At 72.8% G+C, this 20,326-nt stretch carries 22 protein-coding genes; 11 read left to right on the top strand and 11 right to left on the bottom strand.

The annotated features are described in order from the left end of the window. Positions 1-112 precede the first annotated feature (112 nt). The 7 genes from ACGF3I_RS03795 to ACGF3I_RS03765 all read right to left on the bottom strand — a co-directional run bounded on the left by ACGF3I_RS03795 (position 113) and on the right by ACGF3I_RS03765 (position 6,077). Positions 113-1,462 (bottom strand): FAD-dependent oxidoreductase, encoded by a 1,350-nt coding sequence (locus tag ACGF3I_RS03795; protein WP_393128895.1) that lies wholly within the window; start codon positions 1,460-1,462, stop codon positions 113-115. Positions 1,463-1,556: 94 nt separating this feature from the next. Continuing rightward, on the bottom strand, positions 1,557-2,159 hold the full coding sequence (locus ACGF3I_RS03790) for a TetR/AcrR family transcriptional regulator (RefSeq protein WP_393128894.1): 603 nt from the start codon (positions 2,157-2,159) through the stop codon (positions 1,557-1,559). 165 nt (positions 2,160-2,324) lie between these two features. Beyond that, the gene (locus tag ACGF3I_RS03785) at positions 2,325-3,029 is read right to left on the bottom strand and encodes an HAD family hydrolase (RefSeq protein WP_393128893.1); all 705 of its coding nucleotides are present in this window, start codon (positions 3,027-3,029) and stop codon (positions 2,325-2,327) included. A 47-nt stretch (positions 3,030-3,076) separates the two neighbouring features. Beyond that, the gene (locus tag ACGF3I_RS03780; RefSeq protein WP_393128892.1) at positions 3,077-3,778 is read right to left on the bottom strand and encodes a phosphatase PAP2 family protein; all 702 of its coding nucleotides are present in this window, start codon (positions 3,776-3,778) and stop codon (positions 3,077-3,079) included. Between the two features lie 151 nt (positions 3,779-3,929). After that, entirely contained in the window at positions 3,930-4,865 is a 936-nt protein-coding gene (locus ACGF3I_RS03775; RefSeq protein ID WP_393128891.1) for a M56 family metallopeptidase, read from the bottom strand. Positions 4,866-4,958: 93 nt separating this feature from the next. After that, positions 4,959-5,534, bottom strand: coding sequence for a DUF5134 domain-containing protein (locus tag ACGF3I_RS03770; protein WP_393128890.1), 576 nt, complete (start codon positions 5,532-5,534; stop codon positions 4,959-4,961). A gap of 156 nt (positions 5,535-5,690) precedes the next feature. Continuing rightward, on the bottom strand, positions 5,691-6,077 hold the full coding sequence (locus ACGF3I_RS03765) for a VOC family protein (protein ID WP_393128889.1): 387 nt from the start codon (positions 6,075-6,077) through the stop codon (positions 5,691-5,693). 73 nt (positions 6,078-6,150) lie between these two features. On the opposite strand from ACGF3I_RS03765, the gene ACGF3I_RS03760 reads away from it, so the two are divergent. Beyond that, on the top strand, positions 6,151-6,699 hold the full coding sequence (locus ACGF3I_RS03760; RefSeq protein WP_393128888.1) for a GNAT family N-acetyltransferase: 549 nt from the start codon (positions 6,151-6,153) through the stop codon (positions 6,697-6,699). Positions 6,700-6,706: 7 nt separating this feature from the next. Here ACGF3I_RS03760 and ACGF3I_RS03755 read toward each other — a convergent pair whose 3' ends face one another. The 3 genes from ACGF3I_RS03755 to ACGF3I_RS03745 form a co-directional block, all read right to left on the bottom strand. Then, positions 6,707-7,357, bottom strand: coding sequence for a glycerophosphodiester phosphodiesterase (locus tag ACGF3I_RS03755; RefSeq protein ID WP_393128887.1), 651 nt, complete (start codon positions 7,355-7,357; stop codon positions 6,707-6,709). 109 nt (positions 7,358-7,466) lie between these two features. After that, positions 7,467-7,592, bottom strand: coding sequence for a hypothetical protein (locus ACGF3I_RS03750; RefSeq protein WP_393128886.1), 126 nt, complete (start codon positions 7,590-7,592; stop codon positions 7,467-7,469). 44 nt (positions 7,593-7,636) lie between these two features. Further along, the gene (locus ACGF3I_RS03745; protein ID WP_393128885.1) at positions 7,637-8,356 is read right to left on the bottom strand and encodes a PadR family transcriptional regulator; all 720 of its coding nucleotides are present in this window, start codon (positions 8,354-8,356) and stop codon (positions 7,637-7,639) included. A 308-nt stretch (positions 8,357-8,664) separates the two neighbouring features. On the opposite strand from ACGF3I_RS03745, the gene ACGF3I_RS03740 reads away from it, so the two are divergent. The 4 genes from ACGF3I_RS03740 to ACGF3I_RS03725 all read left to right on the top strand — a co-directional run bounded on the left by ACGF3I_RS03740 (position 8,665) and on the right by ACGF3I_RS03725 (position 12,905). After that, on the top strand, positions 8,665-10,065 hold the full coding sequence (locus ACGF3I_RS03740) for a DUF6421 family protein (RefSeq protein WP_393128884.1): 1,401 nt from the start codon (positions 8,665-8,667) through the stop codon (positions 10,063-10,065). 35 nt (positions 10,066-10,100) lie between these two features. Beyond that, positions 10,101-10,856 (top strand): SDR family NAD(P)-dependent oxidoreductase, encoded by a 756-nt coding sequence (locus ACGF3I_RS03735; protein WP_393128883.1) that lies wholly within the window; start codon positions 10,101-10,103, stop codon positions 10,854-10,856. Beyond that, the gene (locus tag ACGF3I_RS03730; protein ID WP_393128881.1) at positions 10,853-11,914 is read left to right on the top strand and encodes a threonine aldolase family protein; all 1,062 of its coding nucleotides are present in this window, start codon (positions 10,853-10,855) and stop codon (positions 11,912-11,914) included. Before ACGF3I_RS03735 ends, ACGF3I_RS03730 begins: the two co-directional genes overlap by 4 nt. A gap of 286 nt (positions 11,915-12,200) precedes the next feature. Further along, entirely contained in the window at positions 12,201-12,905 is a 705-nt protein-coding gene (locus tag ACGF3I_RS03725; RefSeq protein ID WP_393128880.1) for a B3/4 domain-containing protein, read from the top strand. Positions 12,906-12,909: 4 nt separating this feature from the next. Here the strand turns inward: ACGF3I_RS03725 and ACGF3I_RS03720 are convergent, their stop codons facing one another. Next, positions 12,910-13,641, bottom strand: coding sequence for a lysophospholipid acyltransferase family protein (locus ACGF3I_RS03720; RefSeq protein ID WP_393128878.1), 732 nt, complete (start codon positions 13,639-13,641; stop codon positions 12,910-12,912). 263 nt (positions 13,642-13,904) lie between these two features. Here ACGF3I_RS03720 and ACGF3I_RS03715 point away from each other — a divergent pair, with 263 nt between their 5' ends. The 6 genes from ACGF3I_RS03715 to ACGF3I_RS03690 all read left to right on the top strand — a co-directional run bounded on the left by ACGF3I_RS03715 (position 13,905) and on the right by ACGF3I_RS03690 (position 20,236). Beyond that, positions 13,905-14,228: a TlpA family protein disulfide reductase gene (locus ACGF3I_RS03715; RefSeq protein ID WP_393128877.1), complete on the top strand. Its 324-nt coding sequence runs from the start codon at positions 13,905-13,907 to the stop codon at positions 14,226-14,228. A gap of 219 nt (positions 14,229-14,447) precedes the next feature. Beyond that, a complete protein-coding gene (locus ACGF3I_RS03710) occupies positions 14,448-14,957 on the top strand; it encodes a flavin reductase family protein (protein ID WP_393128876.1) in 510 nt (169 codons plus the stop codon). A gap of 199 nt (positions 14,958-15,156) precedes the next feature. Then, positions 15,157-15,942: an electron transfer flavoprotein subunit beta/FixA family protein gene (locus ACGF3I_RS03705; protein ID WP_393128875.1), complete on the top strand. Its 786-nt coding sequence runs from the start codon at positions 15,157-15,159 to the stop codon at positions 15,940-15,942. Between the two features lie 103 nt (positions 15,943-16,045). Further along, a complete protein-coding gene (locus ACGF3I_RS03700) occupies positions 16,046-17,008 on the top strand; it encodes an electron transfer flavoprotein subunit alpha/FixB family protein (protein WP_393128873.1) in 963 nt (320 codons plus the stop codon). Positions 17,009-17,170: 162 nt separating this feature from the next. Continuing rightward, positions 17,171-18,469: a DUF6986 family protein gene (locus ACGF3I_RS03695; RefSeq protein WP_393128872.1), complete on the top strand. Its 1,299-nt coding sequence runs from the start codon at positions 17,171-17,173 to the stop codon at positions 18,467-18,469. 90 nt (positions 18,470-18,559) lie between these two features. Next, positions 18,560-20,236: a serine/threonine-protein kinase gene (locus ACGF3I_RS03690; RefSeq protein WP_393128871.1), complete on the top strand. Its 1,677-nt coding sequence runs from the start codon at positions 18,560-18,562 to the stop codon at positions 20,234-20,236. Positions 20,237-20,326 lie beyond the last annotated feature (90 nt).

The following is a 20,326-nucleotide window of genomic DNA, read 5'->3' as shown; positions in this document are numbered from 1 at the left end:
CGGGCGGTGCCCCCGCGGCGGCTCGCGGGGCGGTGCCCAGGACGGGGGCTGACGGGGCAGGTGCTCGCGCCGGACGGATCAGGCCGTCCCGTCGGTGCCCGCCCCGCGCGGCTCAGGCCGTTCCGTCCATGGACGCGGCCAGCAGCCCGTCCCAGTCCGCGATCTTCACCGAGCGGCGCCCGAGTGAGCGCCCGAGCGCGGCCTCGGCCCGCTCGATCGCGAGCCAGCCCTGCCACGTCACCGGCCGCAGCCCCAACTCCCGCAGCGCGTCCAGGGGTTCGGCCGCCACGGTGCGCGCGGCCAGGAGCGGGACGTCCTGGAGGAGGGAGCTCACCGTCTCCTTGGCGCAGGGGCGGTTGGTGCCGATCACGCCCGTGGGCCCCCGCTTGATCCAGCCCGCGACGTACTCGCCCGGCGAGGGCGCCCCCGCGCGCAGCACCCGGCCCGCCGCGTGCGGCACCGTCCCGGTGGCCGGGTCGAAGGGCAGACCCTGCGGCGGCACCCCGAGGTAGCCCACTGCCCGCAGCACCAGATGGGCCGGGACGTCCTCGTACGTGCCGGTGCCGAGCACCCCGCCGGTGCCGTCCGGCTCCGTGTGCTCGAAGCGCACCGCGCCCACTCGGCCGTCCCGCTCCAGGATCTCCACCGGGCGCAGGTAGAAGCGCAGGTTCAGCCGACGCACTCCGGGCCGTGCCGGACGCCCGACCCAGCCGCGCATCACCTCCACATTGCGGCGCACCGGCCCCGGCAGTGCGGCCGGGTCGACGAAGTCGGGGTCCCGGGCCAGTTCGTCGACGCGCACCGTCACGTCGGCGCCGGGCAGGGCGCCCAGCTCCCGCAGTTCCTTGGTGGTGAAGCGGGCCTGCGAGGGGCCGCGCCGGGCCGCCATGTGGACTTCGCGCACCCGGCTGACGGCCAGCGCGCCGAGCGCCGACTGCGGGACGTCGGTGGGCCGCAGTTCGTCGGCGCCGCGGGCCAGCATGCGCGCCACGTCGACCGCCACGTTGCCCGCCCCGATCACCACCGCCGAACGGGCGCCGAGGACGAACCGCTCGGGGTCGCTGTCGGGATGCGCGCTGTACCAGGACACGAACTCGGTCGCCGAGAAACTGCCCGGCAACTCCTCGCCGGGGATGCCCAGACGGCGGTCGGACTTGGCACCGACGCAGTAGACCACCGCGTGGTAGAGCCGCCGCAGCAGCTCCGGCGGGACTCCGCCCTCGCCCACCTCCACATGCCCGAGGAAGCGGATCCGGCCGTCCTCCAGGACCGCGCGGAGGTTGTTCTGCAACGACTTGATCTTCTCGTGGTCCGGGGCGACCCCGTAGCGGACCAGGCCGTACGGACACGGCAGCCGGTCCAGGACGTCCACCCGGATGTCCGGGTCCGCGCTCTGCTCCACCAGGCTCTGGGCGGTGTAGACACCGCTCGGCCCGGATCCTACGACGGCGATGCGCAGCATGGCGGGTACTCCTTGGACGAGAGGACCGCAGAAGACCGCAGGGTCTTTCAGGATGGCACCGCCGGGCGCACGGCGGGTAGACGTGCGCCGCCGCTCAGGGGGCGGGGCCGGGCGGAACGCCCAGTTCCCAGTCGAGCCCGTACCGCTGGAACAGCTCGGCCCGCAGTTTGGCCGCGTCCATCGGGGCGCCCGGCAGCAGTGCCGCGAAGACCGCCCCCATCAGATTGGCGCGCAGCAGCGGGTACTGCGTGTCCACGTCGTCGCTGCCGTACCGCTCGACGGTGTCGCGCAGCAGGGCCGCGAGGCGCTGCTGCTCGGGGCACTGCACGAAGCCCTGGGCCTGGAGGATTCCCGCCATGTGGGCCCGCATGAGGACCGGCTGGGAGTGGGTGAGGCCGAGGATGGCGTCGATCGCCCTGGCCAGCCGCTCGCGCCCGTCCTCGGTGCGCGGCTCGCGCTCCAGGCCCGCTTCGAGGGTGAGGTGCATCAGCCGGTGGACCGCGGACTGCAGCAGCTGGCGCTTGCCCGGGAAGTAGTACGACACCAGGCCCCGGGCCGACCCGGCCCGGTCCGCGATGTCGCCGAGGGTCGTGGCCTCGTAGCCGCGTTCCGCGACGAGCTCCACCGTGGCTTGCAGCAGCCGCTCGCGAGAACGTCTGCGCAATTCTTCATTGACCGATGCGCTGCGCGGGGACATCCTGTAACTCCTGCGTTGACTGGCTCAGAGCCAATATACTCAGGGTGTCGCAGGGCGGTACCCCTTTGCCGGGGTCTGACCTGGGCGAAGGCTGCTCGTTCGGGGTGACGCGGGGGATCACCCCGGACGGGTAGCCCTTTTTCGGCCCTTCTCGCCGCCCTGGCCTCAGCGCCCCGCGGCGGCCAGCGACAGCACCGGCAGCAGCGCGTCGGGACGCCCGTCCGCCGGCAGATGATCGACGAAGTGCACCGCGCAGCCGAGCGCCGCGGCGCCGCCGTCGGCCCTCCGGTCGTCCCCCACCATCAGCACCTCGCCCGGCGCGAGCCCGAGCCCCTCGCAGGCCGCTTCGAACAGCCGGGCCGACGGCTTCTGCACCCCGTGCTCGAAGGACAGCGCGTAGGCGTCCACGAAGTCGTCCAGGCCGTGGGCGCGGAAGACCGGCCGCAGGTCCCAGCCGATGTTGCTGACCACCCCGACCTTGACACCGCGCTCCCGCAGCCCCGCGAGGACCGCCCTGGTGTCGGGGTACGGACGCCAGGCGGCGGGGGTCATGTGGCGGTCGTAGAGCAGGTCGTACAGGCGCGGATCGGGCAGCGCCACCTGCCGGGCCAGACCGGTGTACGTCCGCCGGTGGAGTTCACCGCTGCGGTCGCGCACCGGCCACAGCTCGGCCAGGTGCTCGGGTATGCGCAGTGGATTGGCGCCGCCGGGCAGGGCGCCGGCTTCCTCCAACTCCCGTGCCAGAGCGGCGCTTTCGGGCTGCGGCAGAGCCAGGTCGCAGGCGTCGAGCACCGCGTCGAGCCAGTCGGCGACCGGCTCGACGCGGAAGAGGGTGCCGGAGAAGTCGAAGAGAACGCCCTTGATCGTCATGCGCGTGATCCTCGCGTGCCCGGCGGGGCCGGTTCAAGGGCACCGGTTCAGGAGCACCGGTTCGGGAGCGACCGGTGCGCAAGCGGCCGGTTCAGGGGCATGTGGCGGTGGGCCGCGGCGGCCAGCGCGACGATCACCACGCCGATGAGCCAGCCGCCCACCACGTCAGAGAGCCAGTGCACCCCGAGGAACAGCCGGGTGAAGCCCACGCCGAGCGCCGAGAGCGCCCCGGCGGCGAACACGGCCGTCCGCGCCGTGCGCCCCGCTCCGTGCAGGGCGCACAGCCAGGCGAGCAGGCCGAAGGCCACCGTCACGGTCAGCGCGTGGCCGGACGGGAACGCGGCGTAGCCCGCGGAGGCCACCGGGTCCGTCCAGTGCGGCCGGTCCCGGTCGACGGCCGCCTTGAGCCCTTGCTGTACGGCCGTTCCGAAGGCGCTCGTGGCGGCGACCCAGAGCGCGAGGAGCCGGTCGCCGCGCCGCACCAGCACGACGACGACCACCGCGAGCAGGGCGCGCATCGCCCAGGGGTCCCAGACCCAGTCGCTCAGGATCCGGACGGCGTGGGTCAGGCCCGGGTCGGCGACCGCCCGGCGGTGCAGGCCCCGCGCGATCGACCGGTCGAGCGCCATCAGCGGTCCCCACTCGGCCACCACCAGGACCAGCAGCACGGCGGCGAGCACCGCACAGGCGAGGCCGACACGGAACGGCACGGCCGGGCGGGGGCGGGTCTGCGGGGCATCGAGCAGCATGGGGAAGATCCAAGCCGATGCGGCGTGCCGGGGCCAGAGCGCGTACGCACCCGGGCTCGGCGCGGGGGCGGGGCGGGGCGGGTGTGCGGCGGCCCTTGACGGGCCCGCAGCGTCCCCGGGTGGTGGACGCGGTGCGGCGCGCGCGGGGCCGTCAGCGCAGGGCGTGCAGGCCCGGGACGAAGGCCACCAGGAGCGGCACGGCGGGCACCAGCGCGGCGTACGCCGTCAGGCGCAGGCGGTGGACCGCGGGCAGGCGCGGGGCCGCGGCCAGGAGGCGGTGCACGCGCCGGGGGAGCTGGCCGTCCGGCGCGGGGCAGGGCCCGAACACCCCGCGGTCCTCGTTGAGTTCGACCAGGGCCAGGGCGATGGTCAGCCGGCCGAAGCGGCGCGACGCCACGTCGTCGGCGGCCAGCTCGACCAGGCGGTGCATCTCGTCGCGGAACGCGGCGAACACCGGCACCTGCGGAAAGCCGCGGGCGAGCGCGCCCGAACAGTGCAGCAGCCAGTCGTGCCGGGCCCGCGCGTGCCCCAGCTCATGGGCGAGCACGGCATCGAGCTGACGGCCCTTCAGGCGCTGAAGTGCCGCCGTGGTGATGACCAGTTGGGGCGTCTGGCCCGGCAGCCACCAGGCGTCGGGGCGGGCCGCCTCCAGCACCACGAGACGCTCGCCCGACGGTTCCTCGCCCGGCAGCAGCGGCGAGCGCAGCCGCAGCTCCGCACGGCGCCGACGGCGCCGCGCCCAGCTCTCCCTGACCTCCCGGGTGAGCATCGCCCCCGTCCAGGCGCCGCCGAGGAAGAGCACCACGGCCAGCGCCGCCGACCAGGGCCCGTACGGCCCGAGCCCATACGCGTCCACCACGGCCCGCGGCGCGGAGGCGAACACCTGGCCGCGCACGGTCCGCCAGGCGGACGCGGCACTGAAGACCATCGCGAGGCCGAAACAGAGCAGCACCGCCGCCACCACGCACTGCCACACCCACAGCGCCACCACCGGCTCGCGCTCGACCCAGTCGGCGCGGGCGAGCAGTCGCGGGGCGGCGACGGCGGAGATCAGGCCCAGCACCAGCAACGCGAGGGAGACCGTCATGGCCTCAGCCTATGAGCAGGGCCGTCGTCATAGGTATGGCCGCGGGCGTCAAGTGACGCACGCCACCCGTACACCCGCGCGTGCCGGGGAGCCTCAGACCGTGATCAGCATCGCCAGCATGGCGATCCCCATCGACAGGCGGCAGGCCAGCGCCAGCTCCGGCCGGGCGCCCCAGGAGACCGCCGCGGCGGGCACGCCGCCGATCACGCCCCCCGCCGCGCCCGGCAGCAGCCGCAGGCCCGTCGACAGGACGTAGCCCGCGAAGTACAGGAGCAGCACCCCGGTGAGCAGGGGGACCCCGCCCGCCGAGTGGCCCGCGTGGCCGCCGTGCACGCCGGCCGCGCCCTGCGCCGTCATCGCGAGCGCCATGTAGACCATCGCCAGGGATCCGACGACATGGTGCAGATGGTGGGCCCCGCCCCGGGCCGCCCACAGGGCGCGCAGCGCGGTGCCGCCGAAGACCACGACGTACCCGGTCAGCATCCACGGCGGCGGCGTGAGGAACGCGGCCGGCACCGCCATCGCCGCCATCCCGAACCCCATCACCGCCTCGCCGCCGGCCGCCCTGCGAGCCCCCTCGAAACCGCTGCGCATCCGCAGCAGACAGTACGAGCCGGTCGCCGCGCACAGCGCGACGAGCAGCCATCCGGGCAGCACCGGACCGTGCACGGCGTACCTCCCCGCTCGATGTGACGCCCTGCCGAGTCATCGATGCCCTCGCGCGGTGCGGCATACGCGGGCGCAGGGACACACAAGGGGAGCGCGCGGGAGATCGTCGCCGGTCAGGGCGGGGGGAGCGGCGGGCCCAGGGGCGCGGCCGGTGCCTCAGGGGCGGAAGCGCAGCGGGTGGTCGGCGGGGACCTCCACGACGGCGATGCGCACCCCGTCCGGGTCCTCGATCCACATCTCGATCAGCCCCCACGGCTCGCGCACCGGCGGCCGGGCGATCGGCACGCCGCGCGCCACCAGCTCCTCGTGGGCCGCTTCCGCGTCCGCGACCTGGAGCCACAGCTGGAGGCCGGGCGCGGGCGGCCGGTCGGAGCGGCCCGACACCTCGAGGAAGCCGCCGCCCAGGAAGTACACCGTGCCGCGCTCGGGACCCGTACCGAACTCGCGGTAGACGGGCAGGCCCAGCAGCTCGCCGTAGAAGGTGCGCGACCGCTCGGGGTCGGTGGGGCGCAGAAGGGTCCGGCTGCTCAGTACATGCACCATGGCAAGGCACCCTAACGGGCGGGTTAGGCTCGGGAGGCCGTCTGGGAGCAATCGATGAGCAGGAGACCGCACGATGGAGACCGCCGGCCGCGCCGCCGCAGAGCTGACCTACCGGGACGCCACCGAAGCCGACGTCGAAGCGCTGGTGCCCCTCATCGAATCGGCCTACCGGGGCGATGCCAGCCGCGCCGGCTGGACCACCGAGGCCGACATCCTCCAGGGCCAGCGAACCGACCCCGACGGGGTGCGGGCCGTCATCACGTCACCCGGCAGCAAGCTGCTCACGGTGTGGCGCGACGGCGTCCTGGTGGCGTGCTGCCAGCTCGAACACCGGGGCGAGGCGGCCTACTTCGGAATGTTCGCGGTCTCCCCCGCGCTGCAGGGAGCCGGTCTCGGCAAGCAGATCATCGCCGAGGCCGAGCGCATCGTGCGCACCACGTGGGGTGCGACCGAGATGCACATGACCGTGATCTCGGTGCGCGACGAGCTCATCGCCTTCTACGAGCGGCGCGGCTACCGCCGTACGGGAAGGATGACGCCCTTCCCGTACGGCGACGAGCGCTTCGGCCTTCCGCAGCGCGACGACCTCGCCTTCGAGCTCCTGGTCAAGGAGCTGGGCTGACCGTGTCCTAGGCGGTGAAGCGGCCGGTCCGGCGGATCTCGGGACGGTCGGTCGTCACGCCGTCGAGCTGCAGGGCCCGCGCCAGGCGCAGGTGGTCCTGGGTGTTCACGGTCCAGCCGATGACCTTCAGGCCCGCCGCGTGGGCGCGCTCCACGGTCTCCAGGGTGAGCCGGCCGATGCTCAGGACCAGGCTCGTCGCGCCGATGGCCAGCGCCCGGTCCACGAGGTCGGGGCCCCAGTCGTCGTCGACCAGCGCGGTGCGCAGACCCGGCACGAGCCGGGAGACCTCGGCGAGCGCCGCGTCGTGGAAGGACAGGACCTCCACCCGGCCCACCAGGTCGCGCCGCAGGATCACCTCGGCGAGCGCGCGGGCCGCGGTGACGTCCTTGATCTCCGCCTGGATCGGAGTCTTCACCGCGTCGAGCACTTCCTCGAACACGGGGACGCGCTCGCCCTGGCCCGCGTCCAGCTCGCGCAGCTCGGCGAGGGTCAGTTCGCCGATGCGACCCCTGCCGTCCGTGGTGCGGTCGACCTCGGCGTCGTGCATGACGACGAGGGCGCCGTCCTTGCTGAGGTGCAGATCGAGTTCGATGGCGTCCATGCCCGCGCGTTCTGCGTGGACGAAGGAGCGCAGGGTGTTCTCCGGCTCGACACCCATGACCCCGCGATGACCGATGGTGAGGAACGACGTCAAGACAGGCCTCGCTTCCGTCGACGGCGGTGTGGCGCGCGCGACGCGGTCCCGGTGCGCACGCGGCAGCCGCAGCCTAACGGCCCGCCACCGCAACCGACCCCGGCTCGCGCGGGCCGTCGGAGTCGTCGGCCCGGGTTGACGCGATACCGAGGACGAGCCCGGTGATCAGTGCTGCGACAAGGACGGCGCGGGTGCTCATGGGCGCGGCTCCGGGATGCGGTCGGCGGGCGGGAGGCCCCCGTCCTACCTGTACGCACCCTCCGCGGGCCAACCCGTGTCACCCGCCCGTGGGCGAGTCCCCGCGGCCTTGACGCCCCCGTCGCCGCCGCCCCGGCCGGGGTCGGGCCAGCCGTCGTGGCTGACCGGATCCGTACCCCGCGGCGGTACGAGCCGGTCCAGGTCGGCGAGCATCGCCCGGGCCAGCTCCAGCTCGGCCAGCTCCCGCAGCTCGCTCCAGCGCAGCGCGATCCGCGGATGCGCCCACTCCTCGTTGTCCTCGGCCCGGGCGAGCGCCGCCCGCACCTCGGTCAACCGGGCCTCGGTGCGCGCGAGATGGTCCTCGACCAGGGCGCGCAGCCGCTCCGGCGCCGCCAGGTGCCCGAGCCAGATCCGCAGCACCAGCGGATGCTTGAGGACCGGCGGGCCCGCGGCGTCCGCGGCGTCGGCCCAGGCGGCGAGCGCGCGCCGGCCCGCCTCGCTGATCGCGTACTGCCGTCTGGAGCGCCGCCCCTCGGGCCCCGAGCACCGCGACGTGGCGTAGCCCAGCGCTTCCAGGCGGCGCAGCTCGGCGTAGATCTGGCTGATCGCGGGGGACCAGTAGAAGAACCTCAGGGAGGAGTCGGCCCACTTCTTGAGCTCGTAGCCGGTCCGCTCGCCGGGGAACGAGAGCAGTCCGAGCACGGCCCAGGCGGTGGCGGGCAGCGGCGGCGGGTCCTGATCGGCGGGGGGCTGACGGCTTGTCATATGCCGCATTGAAGTGAGCGCCCGTCGCGGACACAACCCCCACCCGGCCCGTGACATCCTCCGTGATCCTCGGCCGGCGGTTGGGGGATCCCACCGGCGCACCCGCGGACGCGGTGTGACCTCCGGGAGGCACGGCGTGATGTCGATCACCTCGACACCGCAGCCATAGCCGTGCCATTGCGTGTGCACAGGAAGATGAGCGGCGCAACGCGAAGATCGCAGGATAATTTGTCGTCCCTCCTCTTGAGGGGAGTAACCGAACGCGGATACGGTGTCTTGACGCGAGGTTCTCCTGTGGAGGAAGTGACATGACGGAAATTCTTGTGCAGGACCCGGCCGTGGGGGACGCATTGCCCGACCGGCGGGTGGTCGACGACCCCGCGTGGCCCGCGCTCAAGAATGCCGTCGAGGAGATCCGGCCCTGGCAGGCCAAGGACGGCTCGATCGACTTCGACGCCGAGGGCGCGCCCGCCCGCGCCACCGTCGAGGCCGTCCTCGACCGGGTGATAGCGGCGGTCGAGCAGCTCTCCCCGCTGCTCCCGCACGACGCGGCCTACCACCGCGCGCTGGTCGCCGACCTGCGCAAGTGGTCCGACAGCGCCTTCGACGTGCCGGACTTCCTGGACTCGCTGCTGGCGTTCCACCCGGCCGCCGACCGCGCCGACGGGCTCCAGCGCCTGGTCGTCTTCCCCATGTACACGCAGAACGGCAACCCGGACCGCAACCTCGAAGCGGTCGTGCTGCGCATGGTCTGGCCCGAGTGGCTCGCCGACCTCGAAGCCACCCGCTACGACAACCCGCTGTTCTGCGGCATCACCTTCGAGGACTTCACCGCGGGGTACGACACCCACTCGGCCGTCCTGTTCCCCGAGACCATCGCGGTGCGCGAGGCCCCGGCGCGCTTCACCTGGGGCGGCATCTTCTGCGACCGCGAGGCGGCCCGCTTCCGCGCCGTCACCCAGGCGTCCGTGGACATCCTGGGCCTCGAACTGCCCGAGGACATCCGGGAGTTGGTGGCCGACCAGGAGCGCTGCGAGAAGGCCTTCGTGCTCTGGGACATGGTCCACGACCGCACCCACAGCCACGGCGACCTGCCGTTCGACCCCTTCATGATCAAGCAGCGCCAGCCGTTCTGGATGTACGGCCTCGAAGAGCTGCGCTGTGACCTCACCGCCTTCAAGGAGGCCGTGAAGCTGGAGGCCGAGGGCAACCAGCACGGCCGTGACGTCCAGTACGCCGTGCTCTTCGACCGGATGTTCCGCTTCCCCGTCTCCGGCGACCGCGTCCGCAACTACGACGGTCTCGGCGGCCAGCTCCTCTTCGCCTACCTGCACAAGCACGACGTGGTGCGCTGGACGGACAACAAGCTGCACATCGACTGGGACCGCGCCCCGCAGGTCACCAACGAGCTGTGCGGCGAGATCGAGAAGCTCTACCGCGACGGCATCGACCGCCCGAAGCTGGTCCACTGGTTCGCCGCGTACGACCTCGTCTCCACCTACCTCGCCCCGCACCCCGGATCGCGCTGGGCCAAGGGCCCCGACGCCCTGGACCTGACGCAGCCGCCCCGCAAGCTGGTCGACGACGTGCTTCCCGACGAGTTTCCGCTCAGCATGTTCTATGAGGCGCTCGCCAAGAAGCTGAAGAACGTGATCGCCTCCACCAAGGGGATCACCGCCGCTTCCGCCCCGGCCGGGGCCGCCGCGTGAGCTCTCGTACGGAAGCTTCGGAAGGGGCGAGGAAGATGAACAACGGACCGCTGAACGGAGCCGTCGTCGCGGTGGCCGGCGCGGCCGGGCCCGCCGGCCGGGCGGCCCTGCTGCGGCTCGCCGAGGCGGGCGCGGTCGTCGTGGGCGCCGACGCGGACGCCCAGCGCCTGGCCGAGGCCGTCGACGCGGCGCGGTACGCGCACGGCGGGGCCACCGTCACCGGCGACACCGTCGACCTCCTCGACCTCCAGGCCACCCGGGACTGGGCCGGCCGCATCCAGAAGGACTTCGGGCGCGTCGACGGCGTGGTGCACCTGGTCGGTGGCTGGCGCGGCAGCAGCTCCTTCCCCGAGACCGACCTGGCCGACTGGGAGCTTCTGGAGAAGCTCCTGGTCAAGACCGTGCAGCACACCTCGCTCGCCTTCCACGACGCGCTGCTCCAGAGCGACCGGGGCCGGTTCGTCCTGATCAGCCAGTCCGGTGCGCACAAGCCCACCGCGAACAACGCCGCCTACAACGCCGGCAAGGCCGCCGCCGAGGCCTGGACGCTGGCGCTGGCGGACGCCTTCCGCAAGGCGGGCACCGCCGAGGGGGCCGACGGCCCGCGCGCCGCTGCTGCGATCCTGGTGATCAAGGCATTGGTGCACGACGCGATGCGCGCCGAGCGACCCAATGCGAAGTTCGCGGGCTTCACCGACGTCACGGAGCTGGCCGACGCCATCGCCGGCGTGTGGGACAAGCCCGCCCAGGAAGTGAACGGACAGCGCCTGTGGCTGACCCCCAAACCGTGAGGACGGACGCGCGCTGCCACCACGACCCGGCGGTGCGCGGCTTCGCCAGCGACAACTACGCCGGCGCGCACCCCGAAGTCCTCGCGGCCCTCACCCTGGCCAACGGCGGTCACCAGATCGCCTACGGCGAGGACGACTACACCGACCACCTCCAGCGCGTCATGCACAGCCACTTCGGCGCGGGCGCCGAGGCGTACCCGGTCTTCAACGGGACCGGCGCCAACGTCACCGCACTCCAGGCGCTGACCGACCGCTGGGGCGCCGTGGTGTGCGCCGAGTCCGCGCACATCAACGTGGACGAGGGCGGTGCGCCCGAGCGCATGGCCGGCCTCAAGCTGCTCACCGTGGCCACGCCCGACGGCAAGCTGACGCCCGAGCTCATCGACCGCCAGGCCTGGGGCTGGGAGGACGAGCACCGTGCGATGCCGCAGGTCGTCTCGATCACCCAGAACACCGAGCTCGGCACCGTCTACACCCCCGACGAGATCAGGGCGATCTGCGACCACGCCCACGAGCGGGGCATGAAGGTCCACCTGGACGGGGCGCGGATATCCAACGCCGCCGCCTCCCTGGACATGCCGATGCGCGCGTTCACCAACGCGGTCGGCGTGGACGTCCTGTCGTTCGGCGGCACCAAGAACGGGATGCTGTTCGGCGAGGCGATCGTCGTCCTGAACCCGGACGCGGTCCGCCAGATGAAGCACATCCGCAAGATGTCCATGCAGCTGGCCTCCAAGATGCGCTTCGTCTCGGTGCAGCTGGAGGCCCTGCTCGCCAAGGACCTGTGGCTGCGCAACGCCCGTCACGCCAACGCGATGGCCCGGCGTCTGGCCGAGGGCGTGCGCCAGGTCGACGGCGTGGAGATCCTGCACGAGGTCCAGGCCAACGCGGTCTTCGCGCGCCTGCCGCACGACGTGAGCGAGCGGCTGCAGAAGCGCTACCGGTTCTACTTCTGGGACGAGGGCGCGGGCGACGTCCGCTGGATGTGCTCCTTCGACACCACGGAGGACGATGTGGACGGCTTCCTGCTGGCCCTCAAGGAAGAGATGGCCCGCTGAGCCGCCGCCGCCCCCTCTGAGGCTCCGAACACCGATACGGCCGATCGTGACGTCATGGACGCGCGGTCGGCCGTATGCGTGCGCCCGTGCCTGTGCCCGTGCTCGTGCCTCTGCTCGTGCTCGCCGTCCGCCGTCCGCAGGGAACGGCCATGCGTAGTCCAGCGAAGTGAACCACCCGGTGCTTTACGATGTACTTCGTCCGGCGGTCACGCCGGCGCTCGGGGCCGCTCGGGACCGGTCGTCGCCCGGCCGGCCCACCTGACCGAACTGTGAGGCACCACCGATCATGACGCTCACGCTCACCGTCTCCGAGGACGTCCTGGCCATCGCGCCCGGCTTCACCTACGTCGCCGTGGAGGCGACCGGGCTCGTCAACGGGCCCAGCGACAGGGCGAGTTCGGAGCTCCTGGACGACGCCGCACGCCGCCTCGCGGCCCGGCTCGGCGGCCGGGCGCCGCACGAGGACCCGCACATGGCCGCCTGGCGCGCCGCGTACACCGCCTTCGGCTCCAAGCCGAACAGGACCCGCAACTCGGCCGAGGCGCTCGCCAGAAGGGCGCTCGCCGACGGCGGCCTGCCCCGGATCAACCGGCTCGTCGACGCGTACAACGCGATCAGCGTCGCCCACCTGGTACCGGTCGGGGGCGAGGACACCGCTCACATCAAGGGCGCGATGCGACTGGTCCGGGCCACCGGGGAGGAGTCCTTCACCACCGTGGCCGGCGGCGAGGCCGCCGTCGAGCACCCGGACGCGGGCGAGGTGGTGTGGTGCGACGACGAGGGCGTCACCTGCCGCCGCTGGAACTGGCGCCAGGGCGTGCGCACCCGGCTCACCGAGGCGTCGGGCGAGGCGCTCTTCCTGCTGGAGTGCATGGCCCCGCACGGCGACCTGGTGACGGCCGGCGCCGAACTGGCCGAGCACCTGGAGAGGCTGAGCCCGGGGGCGCGGATCACGGTCCGTCCCCCGGTCGCCGCCGGCGCGCAGGAGTGACGATTCAGCCGGCCGCCTCGGCGGCCTTCACCTGCTCCGGCGTCGGCGCCGTGCCCCCGAGGTGCGCCGGCACCCACCAGGTGTCGCTCGCGTCCTTGGGGCGTACGGGATAGGCGCGCTGGGCGGCCTCCAGCAGCTCCTGGCAGCGCTCGCGCAGCCGCCGGGTGATGGCGCCCGCGTACTGGTCGGCGGGAGCCTCCACGGGCTCACCGACGCGGATGGTGACCGGGATGTGGCTGCGCTTGAAGTTGCGTGCCCGCCCCTTGGTCCACACCCGCTGCGTGCCCCACAGGGCCATCGGGACCAGCGGCACCCCGGCCTCCTGGGCCAGGCGCGCGGCGCCCGACTTGAAGCTCTTCAGCGTGAACGACTGCGAGATCGTCGCCTCCGGGAAAACCCCGATCACCTCGCCGGAGCGCAGTGAGGCCAGGGCGTGCTGGTAGGCGTCCTCGCCCTGCTTGCGGTCGACCGGGATGTGCTTCATGCCGCGCATCAGCGGACCGGAGATCTTGTGCCGGAACACCGACTCCTTCGCCATGAAGCGCACCAGGCGCTTTTGGGGCAGCGCCGCGAGCCCCGTGAAGATGAAGTCCAGATAGCTGATGTGATTGCTGACGAGCACCGCCCCGCCCGTGCGCGGGATGTTCTCCGAACCCTGCGTGTCGATCTTCAGGTCGAGCGCCTTGAACATCGCGAGAGCGGCGCCGATGACCGGCCGATAGACGAGTTCTGCCATCTGAGAGGAGACCCTTCGTGTGCCCGGGGAGGGTGCTCCCGGAGTCATAAGTTACGCGCCCGTAGGTTTTGGGCTTTGGGCAGATGGTGCCCGATGTGAGCCGGGCTGACCAGTCCTGGCGCCGTGCGCGGGGGAGATTCTCGTCACGTCTTCGCAGGTCGGGGGCCCGGGAATCAGTACGGGCCGCCACGTGCTGCAACGGTACGGCAGTGGAGGTAGTGGCCGCGTGAGGACGCGGACGCGCGACGCAGGTGGGAGGCGGTGTGGTGGACGACAGCGGACGCAGGCTGGGCGAGGCCGAGCTGGGGGCGCGGCTGGGGCGGCGGGCCACCCTGGTGCAGTTCTCCAGCGCGTTCTGCCGGCCCTGCTGGGCCACCCGGCGCACCCTCGCCGAGGTCGCCGCCATGGTGGACGGCGTGGCCCATGTGGAGATCGACGCCGAGGAACGGCTCGTTCTCGTACGGGAACTGGGCATCGAGCGCACTCCTACGGTGCTGGTGCTCGACGCGGCGGGGCGCATCGTGCGCCGGGCCGCGGGGCAGCCGCGCCGCGCCGATGTCATCGCCGCGCTCGGGCAGGCGGTGTGAGCGGGCACGGGCCGTGCGCGCGGCGCACCGTGAGTCATCTCCCACCTCCCCGGAGGCACTTGACTGGGGCGGCGCGGAATCGTCAGTCTGACGATGTGCCGACAGAACTCCTTCTCCCTTGCCGCGCCCGCGTGTACCGCACCCTGGACGCGAGTACCCGCTGTCCGGGCCGCTGATCGCCCGCAGCCCGTGTCGCACTCTCCGCAGAAGGACCACTCCATGACGGCTTCGCCCGGCCTCGGTACCGCTCAGACCGCCTCTCCCGAACTGCTCAAGTCCGTCTTCCGCCGGCACGCGGCCGGTGTCGCCGTGATCACCGCCCGGGGCGCGGGACGTCCCGTCGGCTTCACCGCGACCTCGCTCAACTCCGTCGCCGCGGAGCCCCCGTTGATCTCGTTCGGGATCGGCACCGGCTCCTCCAGCTGGCCCGTGGTCGCCGAGTCCGACCACATCGGCGTGCACATACTCGGCGAGCACCAGCGGGATCTGGCGGCCACGTTCGCGCGCAGCGGCGCCGACCGGTTCGGACCCGCCACGAGCTGGCGCACCGGCCCCGAGGGCGTGCCCGTGCTCGACGGCGTCCTGGCCTGGCTGGTGTGCCGGGTGGTGGCGCGCGTTCCGGCCGGCGATCACCGGATCGTGCTGGCCCAGGCGGTGGCCGGCGACCCGGCCGGAGCCGGCCGTCCGCTGCTCTACCACCAGGGCCGCTTCAACGCGCTGCGCGACTGAGAGTTCCCCCACCGGGCGATTACTCACCGTTGCCAAGGTCACAGTTCAAAGCGCTTGCTTACTGGGAACAAGCTGGGTGTACTGGCGAGTAATATTTCGTTCGGAGCGCCGGTCGCCCCGACCGGAAACCGCCCCATCAGGCGCCTATGCTGCGTGCAACAAGGCAGCCCAGAAATGACGATGCAGTAGGAGAGCCGGCGTGAGCTTGAGGATCGTTGTCTGTGTGAAGTACGTGCCCGACGCCACCGGCGACCGGCACTTCGCCGATGACCTGACCGTCGACCGCGACGACGTCGACGGCCTCCTTTCGGAGCTCGACGAGTACGCGGTCGAGCAGGCACTGCAGATCGCCGACGAGGCGGACGACGCGGAGATCACCGTGCTGACCGTCGGCCCCGAGGACGCCAAGGACGCGCTGCGCAAGGCGCTGTCCATGGGTGCCGACAAGGCCGTCCACGTCGAGGACGACGACCTGCACGGCACCGACGTGATCGGCACCTCGCTGGTCCTGGCCAAGGCCGTCGAGAAGACCGGTTACGACCTGGTCATCTGCGGCATGGCGTCCACCGACGGCACCATGGGTGTCCTGCCGGCGCTGCTCGCGGAGCGCCTGGGCGTTCCGCAGGTCACGCTGCTCTCCGAGGTCTCCGTCCAGGACGGCACCGTCAAGGGCCGCCGTGACGGCGACACCGCCTCCGAGCAGCTGGAGGCGTCCCTGCCGGCCGTCGTCTCGGTGACGGACCAGTCGGGCGAGGCCCGCTACCCGTCCTTCAAGGGCATCATGGCCGCCAAGAAGAAGCCGGTGGAGTCCCTGGACCTGGGCGACCTGGACATCGACGCCGACGAGGTCGGCCTGGGCGGCTCCTGGACCGCGGTCGACTCCGCCGCCGAGCGCCCGGCCCGCACCGCCGGCACGATCGTCAAGGACGAGGGCGAGGGCGGCAAGCAGCTGGCCGCCTTCCTTGCGGAGCAAAAGTTCATCTGAGTGTCCCGGCCCGGTGACCCCGGGGCCGACCGCACTCGCGGCTCGCCGAGCCTGCCCCTCAACTGCCCGTCTTTTCTTCGCACTTGCAGGAGATTGAAGTCCCATGGCTGAAGTTCTGGTCTACGTCGACCACGTGGACGGCGCCGTCCGCAAGCCCACCCTCGAACTGCTGACGCTGGCCCGTCGTATCGGCGAACCCGTCGCCGTCGCGCTCGGTGCCGGTGCCGAGAACACCGCCGCCGCGCTCGCCGAGCACGGCGCGGTCAAGGTCCTCACCGCGGACGCCGCCGAGTTCGCCGACTACCTCGTGGTGCCGAAGGTCGACGCGCTCCAGGCCGCGTACGAGGCCGTGTCGCCCGCGGCCGTGCTCGTCCCGTCCTCCGCCGAGGGCAAGGAGATCGCGGCCCGTCTCGCGGTCCGCATCGGCTCCGGCATCATCACCGACGCCGTCGACCTCGAAGCCGGCGACGAGGGTCCGGTGGCCACGCAGTCCGCGTTCGCCGCCTCCTTCACCACCAAGTCCCGGGTGTCCAAGGGCACCCCGGTCATCACGGTCAAGCCGAACTCGGCCGCCGTGGAGGTCGCCCCGGCCGCGGGCACCGTCGAGGCCCTCCCGGTCTCGTTCTCGGCCCAGGCCACCGGCACCAAGGTCACCTCGCGCACCCCGCGCGAGTCGACCGGCCGCCCCGACCTGACCGAGGCCGCGATCGTGGTCTCCGGCGGTCGCGGCGTCAACGGCGCCGAGAACTTCTCGATCATCGAGGCCCTCGCCGACTCGCTCGGCGCGGCCGTCGGCGCCTCGCGCGCCGCGGTGGACGCCGGCTGGTACCCGCACTCCAACCAGGTCGGCCAGACGGGCAAGTCCGTCTCGCCGCAGCTCTACATCGCCAACGGCATCTCCGGCGCCATCCAGCACCGGGCCGGCATGCAGACCTCGAAGACCATCGTGGCCGTCAACAAGGACGCCGAGGCCCCGATCTTCGACCTGGTCGACTACGGCGTGGTCGGCGACCTGTTCCAGGTCGTCCCGCAGCTCACCGAAGAGGTCACCGCCCGCAAGGGCTGACCTGCGAGTTCTTCCGGTCCCGGGGCCGCGTGGTGATCTTCACCGCGCGGCCCCGGGTCGTTTCGGACAACCATTGACGCAGGAGGAGCGGCCTATTAACTTCGCTATACGGATTGTTGATTCCGTGAAGCGGAAAAGTTTCGACCGTGTGGAGGGTGCAGGATGGGTCAGCAGGAGCAGGTGGCGACGAGCCTCGCCGGCGTCGTCAGCGAGGAGATCAGCGCCTCGCTCGTCGCCGTGGACGAGGAGCTCGCCCGCCGGTACCCGGGCGACCCCGGCACCCGTCAGCCCGTGCACACCGTCTACGTACCCGGTGACGTCTTCGACGCGGGCACCATCCGCTCCTGGGGCGACCAGGCGCTGGCCGCGCTGGACGAGCACGCACCGGACGCCGCCTCCTTCGCCAAGGTCCTCGGCATCTCCGACGAACTCGCCGCCCCCGTGTACGACCGGGTGCGCGCCAAGCTGACCCGCGAGCCCATCGAGGACCTGCGCGTCGACTTCGAGGACGGCTACGGCCCGCGCCCCGATGCCGAGGAGGACGCCGACGCCGCGCGCGCCGCCCGCCTGATCGCCGAGGCCTTCGAGAACGGCACCGCCGCCCCGTACATGGGCATCCGGATGAAGTGCATGGAAGCCGCCGTGCGCAACCGCGGCATCCGCACCACCGACGTCTTCCTCACCACGCTCATGCGGCACGGCGGCCTGCCCGAGGGCCTGGTCCTGACGCTGCCCAAGGTGACCTACCCCGAGCAGGTCACCGCCTTCGTGCGGCTGCTCGCCGCCTTCGAGAAGGCGCACGGACTGCCCGAGGGGCGGCTCGGCTTCGAGATCCAGATCGAGACCAGCCAGTCGATCCTGGCCGCCGACGGCACCGCCGCCGTGGCCAGGATGATCGACGCCGCCCAGGGCCGCGCCACGGGCCTGCACTACGGCACCTTCGACTACAGCGCGTGCGTCGGCGTCTCCGCCGCCTACCAGGCCAGCGACCACCCGGCCGCCGACCACGCCAAGGCGGTCATGCAGGTGGCCGCCGCCGGCACCGGGGTGCGGGTCTCGGACGGCTCGACCAATGTGCTGCCCGTCGGCTCCACCGAGCACGTGCACGAGGCCTGGCGCCTCCACTACGGCCTCACCCGCCGCGCCCTGGCCCGCGCCTACTACCAGGGCTGGGACATGCACCCCGGCCACATGCCGACCCGTTACGCGGCCGTCTACGCCTTCTACCGCGAAGGCCTGGAGCAGGCCGCGGGCCGCCTCGCCGCTTACGTCGCCAAGACCGAGGGCGACGTCATGGACGAGCCCGCCACCGCCAAGGCGCTCAGCGGCTACCTGCTCCGCGGCCTGGACTGCGGTGCCCTCGACAACGCCGAGGTCGCCCGCCTGACCGGCCTGACGCGCCTCGACCTGGAGGCGTTCTCCTCGCCCCGCCGCGGCAGCCTTACCGTCACCGCCCCGTAGCCGGACCGCGACCGGAGGGCCACCCGGAGGCGTCACTCCTGCCCCGTACTCTGTACGCGACCACAATCGCGACACAGGGACGGGGCAGCGGTGTCTACGGGGGAGAGCCAACTACTGGCCGGCCGGTACCGGGTCGTCGGACGGCTCGGCCGCGGCGGCATGGGCATCGTGTGGCGGGCCCACGACGAGGTGCTGGGCCGCGAGGTCGCCGTCAAGGAACTGCGGACGTTCAGCGACGCCTCGGCGCCCGAACTGGGTGACCTGCGGCTGCGGATGCAGCGCGAGGCGCGGGCCGCGGCGCGGGTGCGCCACCCCTCCGTGGTCGCGGTGCACGACGTCACCGAGCACGAGGGCCGCCCGGTCATCGTCATGGAGCTGATCGACGGGCCCTCCCTCGACGACGTGCTGCGCGAGCGCGGTGTCCTGGAGCCGCGCGAGGCCGCGGCCATCGGCGCGGAGGTCCTCGAAGCGCTGGCGGCGGCCCACCGGGTCGGTGTACTGCACCGCGACGTGAAGCCGGGCAACGTGCTGCTCGACGCCTCGGGCCGGGTCGTGCTCACCGACTTCGGCATCGCCGCCATGGACGACCCGGGCGACGGCTCGGCCACCCACCTCACCCGCAGCGGTGAACTGGTCGGCTCCCTCGACTACTTGGCGCCCGAGCGGGCCCAGGGCCAGGAACCCGGTCCCGCGTCCGACGTCTGGGCGCTCGGCGCGACCCTGTACGCCGCGCTCGAAGGGGCGGCGCCGTTCCGGCGGACGTCCACCTGGTCGACGCTCAACGCCATCGTGGTCGAGCCGCTGCCCGAGGCGGAGCGGGCAGGGCCGCTCGGTCCCGTGCTGCTGCGTCTCCTGGACAAGGATCCGGCCCGGCGTCCCGACGCCGCGACGGCGGCCCGTCTCCTCGCGCAGGTCGCGCAGGCTCCGGGGGAGGGCTCCACTGCGGTGCGGACCGCGCCTCTCCAGGCCGCCGCGCCCCCGCGCAGCGCGACCGTGCGCGACGTGCTGCCGCACCGGCCCGCCGGCTTCGGCCCGCCGATGGCGCAGCCTCCCGGCCCCGGTGGATCCGGCCCCGTCGTCACCCACACCCCCGAGCCGGAGCGGCCGGCCGCTGCCGGGCGGGGCCGGGGCCGGGTCCTGGTCGCCGCCGCGGTGGCCGCGGTGGTGCTGGCCGGGGCGGGCGTGGGCTACACGGTGCTGAACCACGAGGACGCCGGGGGCGGTGCGGCCGTGGCGGGCTCGGCGCCCGGAACGACACCGGGCACCCAGGACGACCCCGGCGACGCCGCACGCCTGGGCGGCACGTCCGCCCCTTCCGCAGGAGCCGCCCGCACCCTGTCGCCGTCCACCTCCACCGGCCCGAAGGCCTCCGCAACGCCCAAGGACGGCAAGGCCAAGGAGCCCGACCCCAAGAACCCCCTCCCGACCCCGACCCCGACGTCGAGCACCCCCGCCACCCCTGGCTCCGGCTCCGCGCACCCGGCGGGCAGCTGTACGCCGATCGCGGGCGGCCGGGTCAACTGCCAGGTGTGGCGCACCGCGAAGTCCATACGCGCGGACGGCGCGGCGGCGGGCGTCCTGAACGCGGGCACCAACTACTTCTACTGCCAGACGAACCTGGGCCGCCGCGAGACGTACGGGAAGTGGACCAACACGTGGTGGGCCAGGACCGACGACGACAGCGGCAACCGGAACGTGTACGTCAGCGTGGTCTACCTGAAGGGCGGCAACAACAACGAACCGGTCCCCACCCTAAAACCCTGCTGACCCCCGCCAAGGGCACGGGGCACGGGCCCACCGAGCACCCCGTCCCGCCACGAACCCCGCCAGGGGCCCGGGTCGACGAAGCACCCCCGT

This window comes from Streptomyces sp. NPDC048111 (assembly GCF_043202815.1).
Taxonomy (GTDB): domain Bacteria; phylum Actinomycetota; class Actinomycetes; order Streptomycetales; family Streptomycetaceae; genus Streptomyces.
Note: the sequence above shows the minus strand (reverse complement) of the source record. Positions and strands in the feature narration are given on the sequence as shown.